This window comes from Rossellomorea sp. ABR4_012 (genome assembly GCF_056159545.1).
The window spans coordinates 928,944-941,446 of record NZ_JBSWVK010000001.1; the positions used below are offsets into that span (position 1 = coordinate 928,944).

Annotated in this window: 11 protein-coding genes, 1 pseudogene and 1 riboswitch; of the genes and pseudogenes, 7 read left to right on the forward strand and 5 right to left on the reverse strand. The window is 46.0% G+C overall.

The features are described from left to right. Window positions 1-133 precede the first annotated feature (133 nt). Both ACXAFV_RS04575 and ACXAFV_RS04580 read right to left on the reverse strand, forming a co-directional pair. Window positions 134-1,425 (reverse strand): annotated as a pseudogene (locus tag ACXAFV_RS04575) (cell wall-binding repeat-containing protein). Between the two features lie 144 nt (window positions 1,426-1,569). Next, window positions 1,570-2,433: a DUF1206 domain-containing protein gene (locus tag ACXAFV_RS04580; RefSeq protein WP_475124747.1), complete on the reverse strand. Its 864-nt coding sequence runs from the start codon at window positions 2,431-2,433 to the stop codon at window positions 1,570-1,572. 172 nt (window positions 2,434-2,605) lie between these two features. Continuing rightward, window positions 2,606-2,838: riboswitch (cyclic di-AMP (ydaO/yuaA leader) on the forward strand. A 513-nt stretch (window positions 2,839-3,351) separates the two neighbouring features. On the opposite strand from ACXAFV_RS04580, the gene ACXAFV_RS04585 reads away from it, so the two are divergent. Both ACXAFV_RS04585 and ACXAFV_RS04590 read left to right on the forward strand, forming a co-directional pair. After that, complete coding sequence (locus tag ACXAFV_RS04585) at window positions 3,352-4,008, forward strand: potassium channel family protein (RefSeq protein ID WP_475124748.1); 657 nt, start codon at window positions 3,352-3,354, stop codon at window positions 4,006-4,008. Window positions 4,009-4,011: 3 nt separating this feature from the next. Further along, complete coding sequence (locus tag ACXAFV_RS04590) at window positions 4,012-5,334, forward strand: TrkH family potassium uptake protein (protein ID WP_475124750.1); 1,323 nt, start codon at window positions 4,012-4,014, stop codon at window positions 5,332-5,334. Between the two features lie 73 nt (window positions 5,335-5,407). On the opposite strand, the gene ACXAFV_RS04595 is transcribed toward ACXAFV_RS04590, so the two are convergent. From ACXAFV_RS04595 to ACXAFV_RS04605, 3 genes are read right to left on the reverse strand one after another with little or no spacing between them, the layout of a single operon-like run. Beyond that, a complete protein-coding gene (locus tag ACXAFV_RS04595; protein ID WP_475124751.1) occupies window positions 5,408-6,016 on the reverse strand; it encodes a hypothetical protein in 609 nt (202 codons plus the stop codon). Further along, entirely contained in the window at window positions 6,013-7,041 is a 1,029-nt protein-coding gene (locus tag ACXAFV_RS04600) for an ABC transporter permease subunit (RefSeq protein ID WP_475124753.1), read from the reverse strand. Before ACXAFV_RS04600 ends, ACXAFV_RS04595 begins: the two co-directional genes overlap by 4 nt. Then, window positions 7,038-7,928, reverse strand: a complete 891-nt coding sequence (locus ACXAFV_RS04605; RefSeq protein ID WP_475124754.1) for an ABC transporter permease subunit — start codon at window positions 7,926-7,928, stop codon at window positions 7,038-7,040. Before ACXAFV_RS04605 ends, ACXAFV_RS04600 begins: the two co-directional genes overlap by 4 nt. Before the next feature lie 333 nt (window positions 7,929-8,261). Between ACXAFV_RS04605 and serC the strand changes: the two genes are divergently transcribed. From serC to ACXAFV_RS04630, 5 genes are all read left to right on the forward strand, one after another. Further along, window positions 8,262-9,347, forward strand: coding sequence for a 3-phosphoserine/phosphohydroxythreonine transaminase (serC, locus tag ACXAFV_RS04610; protein WP_475124756.1), 1,086 nt, complete (start codon window positions 8,262-8,264; stop codon window positions 9,345-9,347). Continuing rightward, entirely contained in the window at window positions 9,347-10,519 is a 1,173-nt protein-coding gene (locus ACXAFV_RS04615; RefSeq protein WP_475124758.1) for a phosphoglycerate dehydrogenase, read from the forward strand. The genes serC and ACXAFV_RS04615 overlap by 1 nt, the downstream gene beginning before the upstream one ends. Before the next feature lie 77 nt (window positions 10,520-10,596). Further along, complete coding sequence (locus ACXAFV_RS04620) at window positions 10,597-11,367, forward strand: alpha/beta fold hydrolase (protein ID WP_475124759.1); 771 nt, start codon at window positions 10,597-10,599, stop codon at window positions 11,365-11,367. 66 nt (window positions 11,368-11,433) lie between these two features. Continuing rightward, a complete protein-coding gene (locus ACXAFV_RS04625) occupies window positions 11,434-12,075 on the forward strand; it encodes an HD domain-containing protein (protein ID WP_475124761.1) in 642 nt (213 codons plus the stop codon). A 73-nt stretch (window positions 12,076-12,148) separates the two neighbouring features. Then, window positions 12,149-12,379 carry a CsbA family protein gene (locus ACXAFV_RS04630; protein ID WP_475124763.1) on the forward strand — a complete coding sequence of 77 codons (231 nt, stop codon included), beginning with the start codon at window positions 12,149-12,151 and terminating at the stop codon, window positions 12,377-12,379. Window positions 12,380-12,503 lie beyond the last annotated feature (124 nt).

A 12,503-nucleotide genomic window follows, 5' to 3' on the forward strand; every position in this document is an offset into this window, starting at 1 on the left:
GAACTTTTTGAAGAATTTTTGCAGTTTATACACGTACTTCCCCATAGCTTATTTCATTTTAGCTTTTATGCAGGGGGAAAGACAAACGAAGAAAAGGCAAGCTCCTTAATGCGCTTGCCTATCCAAGTCTCCCTCAATGTCCTCCATGTGCGTCTCCGCTGGCAGGAACGATTTCAAGAGCATCATCTAGAATACCTTGTGTCTGATAAGGAATGGCTTGTAAATCGCCGACGATGATTCCGTGATTGTACGGCCCCTCTTGAGGACTCTCCTTGAAAGCAGGCTTGATTTCGTTTAAAAAGTCAACCACAGGCTTGTTCGCTTTCCCGTTCTCCAGCCAAATGATGGGAGCATGCTTTCCGAGATGGGAAAAAGGGGCTGCCGGTATGACAAGCTGAGGTGTGGTGGTCGAGATGAAAGATACCCCATGTCCGGGGTCTGTCAATCCCCAGCCGAAGCCGGTCTCTTTATCTTTGAATTTAGCGAATTCCACACTCATGGATACGGGTTCTTTTCCTTTCATCCTCGTCACATTTCCATAGTCTTTTAATTCCTTTGCCACATCACCCGAAATGGCTTCCTTTGCTCCGAGCAGGTAAAGGTTCGCTTTGCCATTCCGTTTTTGTAAAGCTTTCTTCGTTTCTTCAGGGATGCCTTCATCATTCACGTAAAGGACGGGTTCAGGCATGTGAGCGATCCAGTTCGCTGCCAGAAGGGAATACGGCTTTGCTTTTTCTTCTGACGAAACAATGATGATGTTTTCCGGATACTTATTGTCAGTCACTTCAGCATAGGTTTGATCGATTTCAGCGGCAAACGTTTCAGGGGAGCTGCCTTTCACTTCCTGAATGGCATACCCTTGCAGTTGTTTAGCGACGGAAGCGGGTGATCTCCCATCACCATGATCTGTGTCTTGTTCACATTACCTTTAGGGTTTAACCGTTTGATTTCGTTCATCACGTTTTCTGAAATTCCATTTTCGGTATAGTACAGGACCGGCCCATTGTTTGGGTGGTGGATGAGGTCGACAGCGGCCAAACCGATTTGCCAGTTATCTTCCGGTATCAGAATCACTGTGCCGGGCTGGCTGTTTTTGTGAGTGGACGGCCAGACCATCTGGGAAGTAAGGATGGAAGCTTCAGTTGCTTCGCTTGTATTCAATCGGGTGCTGTTTTTGGTCATGAGCGTTTGCAGATTCTGGGAGGCTGAATCATTAAATGTATCGGGCATTTCAAAGGTTTGATTCCCGTCCAGTTCCCCGAAGATGTCATCGGAATGTTCGTGATCCTCATGATTATGTCCATCCCCTTGATCTACTTGTGATTGATCTGTATTTTCGTGGCCGGAATGTTCCTCGGTGTCATTGCTGCATGCAGAGAGAAGCATCAACAGGGATGTCATGATGATAATGGTTTCCTTTTTCATTAGATGTACCTTCTTTCATTAATCTATAAAAGGTAATATATCTAAAATTAATGCAAAATTTATGCATTCAATAGTAGTGTAATCAAATCGTCAAAGAAAAACAGAGCCCTACTCGCTCAGGCTCTGTTTTGACCATCCATTAAATCAATACATACTCAAATGACGATTCTTCCCTTTCAAAATCTGATAGACACCATACAGGAACAACCCAACCGCGACAACCGCAAGAATCCACTGTCCAAAAGGCTGCTGGGCGATCTTTGATAATGCCCCGTCAAGGCCTTTCGTTTTATCGGGGTCTGCGGTGATGGCTGTCTGGATGAAGAAATAGCCGATCAGCAGGAAGACGAATCCGCGTGAGTATAATCCGAGTTTTCCTGCTTTTTTTCCTAGCTGCCACTCTTTATCAGACATTTCATGGCGTTTGAAATACTTTGTATATGTTTCCTTATATGCAGAATACATTTCGTATAGTGCATAGCCGATGATGATGGCCCCGACGATCCCGACAATCCATTGTCCGAAAGGCTGTGACAGCAGCTTTGCTGACAGTGACTGTTTGGATCCAGATCCCGAACCGTTTTTTGCATGCATGGCGATCATGAAGGCATTGTAGGAAAGAGCACCATATATGATTCCGCTGATGAAATGAGTAAGCCTTCTGAATGCCGATTTCCATAAGCTGTCTGAATGTCCGGGATCCTTGAACGCTTCGATGAAGCTCCACATGACGATTCCAATGATTCCGATCCCGACGATCCATAACAGCACTTCACCGAATGGAGCCTGTGCAACCGCCCTGAACGCGCCGCTCGAATCTGACATGCTTCCGCCGACTCCCAAAGCAGCCATAAGTGCCAAGGCTCCGATCATCAAATACACGCTTCCTCTTGCGATATATCCCACCCGTGCAAATCCTCTGATCCAGGGCTTGATATCCTGAGAGGTGGTTGAGTTTTGACTGCTTGTGATTTTTGATGCAATTGAAGAAAAATCAGCCATATTCATTCGTCCCTTCTAGTACTTCGTTCGTATTACTTATGTAGGCTTTTCCCCATATAGTCGAATAGGAAACCTCCCGTGGTATGAAAAATATCTTCCATTTTTCGAGAAGGAATTTTTACAAAAAAGTTATTTACAAGAAACGGGGCGAGGAGTATGATAACTATCATCAAACAAATATTCTTTATCGCTTAATTCAATTTGAAGCGGGGGACCCGAGTTACAGGGGTGAATCCTCATCGCTGCTCAGTTCAACAGAATGAACCTCAAGGCATAGGCCGGTACACCTATTGGGATACCGATTGAAGCTTCGAGTTCATCGAAAAGTCGGCTGTGCATGTGGATGGGGTAGGGCTACTTCCATCGCCCGAATCCGTCAGCTAACCTCGTAAGCGTAATGGGAGAGGATGATACTTGTGATCAAAAAATGATGACCACAGGGTTTATTCCTTGTGGTCTTTTTGTGCTGTTTTTTTACTGGCTTAAATTGACGCTGTTGATTTCCGTGCAAGACTTCGCTTTCCGCGGGTAGCCCGTGAGCCTCCTCGTCGCTGCGCTTCTGTGGGTTGGAAAAGCGGAGGGGCTTTGCTCAGAGGCGGTTGGCATAAGGCGAATCGGCCACGAAGGCGTTATTTGCCTTCTTGGCCGAGTTGACTTATGACATGTGCCTCTAAGCCCCGTAGCTGGACACGTCTCACATTAGCTACTTTTCCCGCAGGAGTCTTCGTCTTGCACTCCAATCAACAGCTGGTTGTAGTTAAAACAACAAAAGATGTATGTTAAAGAAATACACCCTATATTACAGGGGGATTTTCTAACAAGTTTCAACTCTGGCATAAAAGCAGATATGCACAAGAAATCAATAGCGGTGTTTAATAGCACCAAATGGTTAAGCTAATAAAAAGGTTTTGGAGGGTACTCATCATGAAGAAACAATTTGCAGTCATCGGATTAGGCCGATTTGGAGGGAATCTTGTACAGGAACTTGCGGCGCTCAATGTAGAGGTGCTCGCGATCGATATCCACCACGATGTCGTTCAGAAGTTCCAGGACATCGCGACTCACGCCGTCCAGGCGAATGCGATGGACGAATCGGTATTGAAATCACTTGGTCTCCGGAACTTTGACCATGTCATCGTTTCGTTCGGTGAAAATATAGAAGCGAGTATCCTGACGACGCTGCAATTAAAGGAAATCGGCGTCAAAGAGGTGTGGGTCAAAGCATCGAATGCCTATCATCAGAAGGTGCTTGACCGGATCGGGGCGGATAAAGTCATCCATCCTGAACGTGATATGGCGAGAAGGATCGCCCACCATATTACATCGGAAAAAATCATCGATTATATAGAAGTATCAAAAGAACATAGTATCGTCGAAGTGCTTGCAACCAAAAAGGTAGCCGGCAAGAATCTGATGGAACTGGATGTGCGCGCGAAGTATGGCTGCAATATCATTGCCATTCACCGCGGTGAAGAAGTGATCGTGTCGCCGTCTGCAGATGAAGTGATTCAAAAGGAGGACCTTCTGATTGTGATCGGTCATAATCGCGATATTAATCGTTTCGAAAAAGAAGGTGTATAAACCATGAAGAATAAAGCCATTCAATGGACCCCTCCGCAGCTGCTGGTGATTACGTTTATCTTTTTCAGTACGCTCGGGATGCTCCTTTTAAAGCTGCCTTTCGCTACAGTCGAAGGCATTACGATGCTGGATGCCTTATTCACAGCGGTATCTGCGATGACGGTCACCGGCCTGATCGTCGTTGATACCGGCAGTGTGTTCACTTTGTTTGGCGAAATCGTCATTATGTGCCTGATCCAAATCGGCGGTCTCGGCATCATGTCCTTTGCAGTCCTGATCTTTATGATGATCGGCAAGAAGATAGGATTCAGGGAGCGGCTATTGATTCAGCAGTCGTTGAACCAGAAATCCGCCGGCGGCGTCATTAAACTTGTAAAGTATTTATTCATCTTTGCCTTTTCCGTCGAATCTGCCGCCTTTGTGCTGCTTGCAACAGAGTGGGTACCGGAATATGGATGGGGCAGAGGTCTGTATGTCAGCTTATTTCATTCGATATCCGCTTTTAACAACGCCGGGTTCTCTATATGGTCCGACAGTCTGATGGGGTATGTAGGGAATCCGACCGTGAATATAGTGATTTCGTCTCTATTCATTATCGGCGGGATCGGATTTACTGTACTGGTCGATCTCTATAAGACAAGATCATTCAAAAAGCTGTCACTCCATTCGAAAATCATGTTGTGGGGGACGTTGATCATCAATACGGCAGCCATGATCATCCTTTTCGTCCTGGAATTCAACAACCCTAATACGCTTGCGAATCTATCCCTGTTCGATAAACTGCAGGCTGCTTATTTTTCTGCAGTGACGCCGCGTACAGCAGGATTCAATTCACTTGATTATGCGAGCATGGAGCGGGATTCCATATTGTTGACGATTTTGCTCATGTTCATCGGAGCCGGAAGCGCGTCGACCGGCGGGGGGATCAAGCTTACTACATTCGTGGTCATATCACTCAGTGCCTTTGCGTTTTTAAAAGAAAAACGTGAAATCCGCCTGTTCCGCCGGACGATCAGCGAGTTTCATATTTTTAAAGCATTGGCTGTTTCCATGATGAGTGTTTTTCTTGTGTTTACTGCATTATTCATTATGAACATCAGTGAAAAAGGTGCCGAGTTCCTGCCGATCCTCTTTGAAGTCGTATCGGCATTCGGTACCGTCGGCCTCTCGATGGGCATCACCGGCTCCCTTACAGAAATAGGGAAAAGTGTCATCATCGTCGTCATGTTCATCGGGAAGCTAGGTCCGCTCACGCTGGCATTCTCATTATCAAGACCAGATAAAGAAAAAATCCGATATCCGAAGGAAGATATCCTTACTGGATGATCCATTCCGCAAAAAGACCTGTGCTTTTTATCAGCACAGGTCTTTTTTTGAGGGATGATTGGCTGCAAAACATTTAAGAAGGCCTCGAGTTTTCCTGAGACTGCTGCAAATCCCATTTTCCTTGATAAAATCCTCCGTCTGTGAGTTTTGGAAGAGGGCCGTATAATGCGATTCCGATATATTCGGATTGATCGAGTTTATATTGAAAGACCCCTTCGCCCGGACCGATGTTTTCCCCGGTTTCCCCGTACTGATCTTTCACTTGCTGAGGCTGCAGCTCAGGCCTGAATTGAATGGATACCTGGTATCTTTTTTCGGGATTCTCCCGTTTCATGACGATCAGAAAGGATCCGTCGTCTTCCACTTCCCCTGTCTGGGAGATCTTAGACTCATCCAATGGGTCTGCTTCCCCATTGATGACCTGCTCGACTGTCACATCTTCCGGGTATACTTTCAAACTCGCTTCAATGACGGCACCCTTGGGTAAATCCGTCACTCCGCGAAAAACCAATTTATCTTTGCTGAATTGTACACTCGATTTCAGTGAAATCGCTTCTTTCCCTTTAGCTTCAGGTTCAGCAGCCGTCTCTTTCAGAGTTTCGTCGACCAGGACAACACGGCATCCGGTCAGGAGAAGGAGAATGGCAAGCGATAAAACAGTCAGCACCCTGAATTGATTCATGATGTCTTCCTCCCTTGCACGAAATGAAAATCCTCCACACTCTGCTGAGAAAAGGCAGCAAGTGTATTATCGTTCTTTTTCTCCCGTTTTTTCTTGATCGTTTGCCCGTCGATCAGTACTTGCCTCAGAACGGAGCTGATCTGATTCACGCAATAAATGGAAACAGCGAAAAACAGTAAAGGTGCGAGTAACAGCATCGGCTTATTGAAAATCTGCTGAATGTTGATGCTCATCGTTGCTGCCCATTCATTTGTGACAGAAAAATACTGAGGGATGAACTCCATAATCCCGAAATTTTCCGTGATCAGTCCTCCCAATGTAATATGCAGGATCCCCAGCTGAACCAGGAGCAGAAGCGTCTGTGCGAGCTGCTCTGAAAACAGCACGATCGACTGGCGGCTGAAATAAGGCCACAGATGCCTGCGGATCAAATGGATGCGCCCCGCACCCATCGTCCGGGAAGCCGATACGAAATCCTGCCTCAAAAAGTCATGCATCCCCTGTCCGACGTACATTCCGAGTGAAGGAATGACAATCAATGAAATCACGATGATTTCGATGATCAGGAACCTGAAGGAGGGGAGGGAGCCCCCTGCAAATGCGAGTTGAAGGGGGAACAGAAGGATATAGACAACAATGGCAAGCGGGATGAAATTAAATGTGTCCAACAATCCTTTTGCCCCGGCCCTGAACCAGCGGGGAAGAAACGCATACAGCACCCCTGTGACGAATCCGCCGGCCATTCTCAATAAGGCGATGACAATCGCCGACAGTAGAGTGTATTTAGCACCAGCCACCAGAATGATGAATAAATTCCTTCCGAGTTTATCGCTTCCGAGCGGGGGCATCTCGGAAAGGGAATAAGGGGGTGCAGCGATCACCCTGCCTGTCTCTTCATCGGTTAAATAGGATGGACCGGACTCCTGAAAGTCAGGGTCGAGAATCGGGATCAGGCAGCTCCCGATGATCATCGACAGTAAAATCAGCAGCGGAATCCATAATCGATAAGACCTGAACACACTCATACTTCCACCTCCTCATGGATACCCGTAAATTTTGTAATGAAAAGCTGACCAAGACTGAATAAGATGAAGAAAGGTATATAGATCATGAGCATGCCGATAAAAAATGCACTTGGCTCACTGACAGCAACCGATAACATCGCCACCATGAATCCATTGATGTTAAAGAGAATTTCAATGATCAAGAGATTCGAGAGCATGAGCAGGAAGATCGGTTTCATATGATAGTAGAAGCTGATCCATACGTTTCTGAAAAGATGGACCCAAAGGGTATAAGCCTTGGAAAAACCCTTTGAGAAAGAGAACTCGACGTACGGTTTATCCCCTTCTTCACGCAGCTGAAACAAAAAGTTTTTGATTAAAAAGGCAATCGGCATAAAGGCTAAACAAATGATTGGCAGGACATAGATCCTCTCTTCTCCGAGTGCATAGATATCGAAATAAAGAATACCGGTCTTCTTAAACAGCCAAATGATAAATAACTGCAGGATCACCACAACGAGAACATCAGGGAGGGAATCAAGCAGATCAAGAATTCTCAGAAAAAGTCGATGTGCCCTGCGAGGCAGCAGCATAGACAGATAACTTAATAGAGCAGCACTCACGACAGCAATGAGGAAGGCTGTCATCAGCAGCAGGAATGAATAGCCAAATAGTTTCAACAGCATGGGGAATATCGGATAGTCCTTCCCATCCGCTTCTACACGTATAAGAATAGAACCGGGATCAAGCATATCCTTTAAAATAAGTCCTAACGTATGCAGGTATTTAGCGATATGTATGACGAGTTCATGATCGTACATAAGCAGCGATCCGGCACCGCTGAAAAGAAATAAACCGAGACATGTCAGAATGAATTGTACAGGCAGCCATAACAGTTGTTTTCTCATCTGGGTCCCTCCAAAAAAATAATGGGTATGTTGATTACAATTATATTACAAAATTTTCAAAATATTTACCTATAACACTATACCATTTCCACATAATTCCTTCAATAGAGTAATAAAGTCCCCTTTTGAAGGCCCGTCCCTCGTTGCTTTAACGCAACGAGGGACGGGCCTTCAATGAAATCTCAAAATTCATAAGAACGATACGATGGATATGCAATTTGACAAAAAAGGGGGTGATTAAGCGTTTACATGTCGGTTGAGTGATGTTGACGGAAAGGGATGTGTTCAATATAATGTGGAAAAATTCTGAACTTTTATGAGGTGGTGTTGTACATGAAAAATGTATACAATTTCTCGGCCGGCCCTGCCGTTCTGCCGAAGCCAGTGCTTGAAAAGGTGCAGCGTGAACTGCTTGATTATGAAGGCACCGGCATGTCCGTGATGGAGCTCAGCCATCGCTCTGCCCCGTTTCAACAGATCATCGATGAAGCGGAAGCTCTGCTGAGGGAACTGCTGGACATTCCGGAAAATTATCACGTCCTCTTTATGCAGGGAGGGGCTTCGCTTCAATTCTCGATGATCCCGCTGAACCTGCTCGGTCCCGGCGAAACTGCCGAGTATATCGTTACCGGCAGCTGGTCTAAAAAAGCGGTGAAAGAAGCAGACAAGGTAGGAGAAGTCCGGACGCATGCAGTTGAAACTCAAACGGCCATCCCGGCTTATTCAGCAAAGGAATTTTCCGAAAAAGCACGGTATGTACATATCACCTCGAATAATACAATAGAAGGAACGCGCTTCAATGGCTATCCCGATACCGGTGATATCCCGTTGGTCGCGGATATGTCTTCACATATTCTTTCAGAGAAACTCGACGTTTCCAGGTTCGGTCTCATTTACGCCGGTGCCCAGAAAAATCTCGGCCCTTCAGGCGTCACTATCGCGATCATTCGCAAAGACCTCGTCGGAAAGGCACCTGATCATTGTCCGGCGCTGCTCGATTACGAGACCTATGTCAAACACGGCTCTCTATTCAATACGCCGCCGACCTTTTCCATCTATGTATTGAAACTTGTGCTGGAATGGGTGAAAGTAAATGGCGGAGTGGATAGGATGGAGGAACGTAATCAGGAAAAAGCACAGCTATTATATTCCTTTATCGATCAGTCCGGACTCTTTAATAACCCTGTCTCACCAGAAAACCGGTCACTGATGAATATTCCTTTCACGGCGAACAACGATGAAGTGAACGCCAGATTTTTAAAAGAAGCAGAAGAAGCAGGACTTGAGTTTCTGAAAGGACACCGGTCGGTAGGCGGTATGCGGGCGAGCATCTATAACGCCATGCCGATCGAAGGTGTGGAGGAGCTCGTCAATTTCATGAAAACATTTGAGCAGAACTTGAGTGGAGGAGGATCATGATGCTAACAATCAATACGTACAATGCCATATCAAAAAGCGGACTTTCATTAATCGAGGACGACATCAACTATCATCTGAATGGTGAGGGAACTCCGGATGGACTTCTAGTACGGTCGAAGAATCTTCATGACTTCTCATTCCCTCCGTCCTTAAAAGCGATCGCCCGTGCCGGGGCAGGGGTCAACAATATTCCCGTGGATGACTGCACCGATAAAGGGATTGTCGTTTTCAACACACCCGGGGCAAATGCCAATGCCGTAAAAGAACTGGTACTCGCAAACCTGATCGCTTCTGCCCGCAATCTCTATTCAGCGGTAGGATGGGCAAAAACGCTTCATAACGAAGAGGATGTGTCCACTGTCGTCGAGGCCAAAAAGAAGGAGTTTGTCGGTAGTGAAATCAAAGGGAAAAAGCTCGGTGTCGTCGGACTCGGAGCCATCGGTGTCCTCGTTGCGAACGATGCCCTTGCACTCGGTATGGACGTTGTCGCCTATGATCCCTTTATTTCAGTCGACGCTGCATGGAGATTATCGCAGGACGTGAAAAGAGCTCATAATATCGAGGACGTATGGGCGCAATGTGACTTTGTCACGTTCCACATCCCGTTAACGGACAAAACGAAGCACTTCGTGAATAATGACAGTTTCAGGCGCATGAAAAAGGGCATCACCCTCCTGAATTTCTCGAGGGGCGAGCTTGTGGAAGAAAGTGCACTGGGAGAAGCTTTAAACGCCGGCATCGTCAAAAAATACGTCACGGATTTCCCTAACGAACACGTATTGAAATTGGACAATGTCGTTCCGGTTCCCCACCTGGGCGCTTCAACCGTTGAATCAGAAGAAAACTGCGCCGTCATGGCGGCAAAACAGCTGAAAACGTATCTGGAAACAGGAAACATCAAGCATGCCGTCAACCTGCCGGACGTGGAACTTCCATACAGCGGGAAGATGCGGGTGACCGTGATGCATAAAAACATACCGAATATGGTCGGCGGCATCACGACGACTTTATCCAACTATGCGGTCAACATCGCCGATATGATCAACCGCAGTAAGAATACGTGGGCCTACACGATGATCGACCTTGACCAAAAACTGACAGAAGAAGAACAAAACGATGTCAAATCGAAATTGAAAGCCATCGACGGCGTCGTTTCGGTCCGCCTAATCTAAAAATAATGACTAGAACTCCCTTAACCCGAGAAGAATGTGTAGTAGATACTCACTCGGATTAAGGGAGGTTTTCATATATGCCAAGCGTATCCTATCATGGTTCGACTTTGTATTTCGAAGATATGGGGGAAGGGACGCCGCTCGTATTTCTTCATCCGCCCGGAATGGGAAGGGTCGTCTTCTCCAAACAGCATACCCTTGCCAAGCATTTTCGGCTGATCATCCCGGATTTATCGGGACACGGGGATTCGATGTCGCTCAAGACATTCGTGAGCCTCGATTCCTTTGCGGAAGAAATCAACTTTCTTCTCGATCACTTAAAGATATCCTCATGTGTACTCATCGGCTATTCTGCCGGAGGTGTAATCGCGCAGGAGTTTGCATCTTTATATAAAAACAAACTCAGCGCCCTTATCCTGATCGGAGCGTACCCGAAAGTGATACACAACAAACTGAAGCTGATGCATTTAGCAGGGATGAAGCTGGTCCGGAACCACCCCGTCCGCCTCGCCAAAATCATTTCCAAAGCTCACACAAAAAGCAAGGTGGAACGAAAAGAACTGCTTCTTCATATGAACAAGGCTAATCCGGAGATCTGGTATCATTTTTACAAGCAGTCACTTCAATATGACGGGATTGAAAAAATGAACCGATGCAAAGTGCCGCTTCTGTTGATATATGGAGAGAAATCGGATTGGCTGAACGATCAAATGGAATGCTACAAGGATTGTCATCCTAAGAAAATCTATATCATTCCAGGGGCCTCACACCAGATTCCAACCCTCCACCATGATGCACTCAATGCCATTTTGCTCGGGGAAGTGGAGGAGCTGCTGAGAAAGGGATGAGTTGTTTCTTTTAAGCTGAAATGGGGTAAGTACATCCCTGCACCATAAAAGAGAGAGGAGAATACAATGGGAATTCATCATTATTTCAAAAGTCTTTCCGACCTGGAGACGCTCGTCCGCTGTCCGGGGCGCTTTAAATATCATGAACATAATGTAGCCAGTCATTCCTTCAAGGTGACCAAGATCGCTCAATTCCTTGGAACCGTGGAGGAACAGGATGGACAAGAGGTCGACTGGAAATCTCTCTATGAAAAAGCATTGAACCATGACTATGCCGAACTGTTTACAGGTGACATCAAAACACCTGTAAAGTATGCATCCGTCGAACTTCGTGAGCTGTTCAGCCAGGTCGAGGACGAATTGGTGAAGAAATTCATCTCGTCAGAATTTCCTCCACAATACCAAGAGGTATACAGGGGAAGGTTCAAAGAAGGAAAAGACTCATCACTGGAAGGGAAGATTCTGTCTGTGGCTGACAAGATCGACCTCTTGTATGAATCATTCGGTGAAATCCAAAAAGGCAATCCCGATCCGCTATTCATGGAAATCTACCACGGTGCATTGTCCACAATCGTCATGTTCAAAGAACTTCAATGTGTCCAGTACTTCCTGGAGTACATACTCCCTGATATGCTTTCAGAGAAATTCATTCCACACAGTGAGTTGAAAGAACAGACTGAGCGATTGATCCAGGCGGGGGAAGAATAGGGAGAAAATCCTTTCCTATGAGAAGCATTTTCGTTAAAATATGGTTATTCCCTTCATTTGAGGAGAGTGGACCGTGTCTAAAATCATACTGGGTATCTTTTTACCGGGATTGCTCGTGGTTCTGTTCACTAGGGTCACGTACAATCACTATGTCGGACTTATACTTACCGTAGCGCTGATCGCTGCATCTGTTTACAAAGGATATACGGATTCCTGGTGGCTGATCGTAATCGATGCCGCCTCGCTGACCATCGGATTCTGGTACAGCAACCAAATGATGATCAAAGCAAGAAAAAATGCCTGAACACTGTGGACGAAACGGTGCTCAGGCTTTTTTCTCTTGTGGATTGTGGATAAGTAGTTCGATTTTGTGCATAAGTGGGTTGGGAAATAATTTATTCACAATGTGAATGCGTATTCATACACAA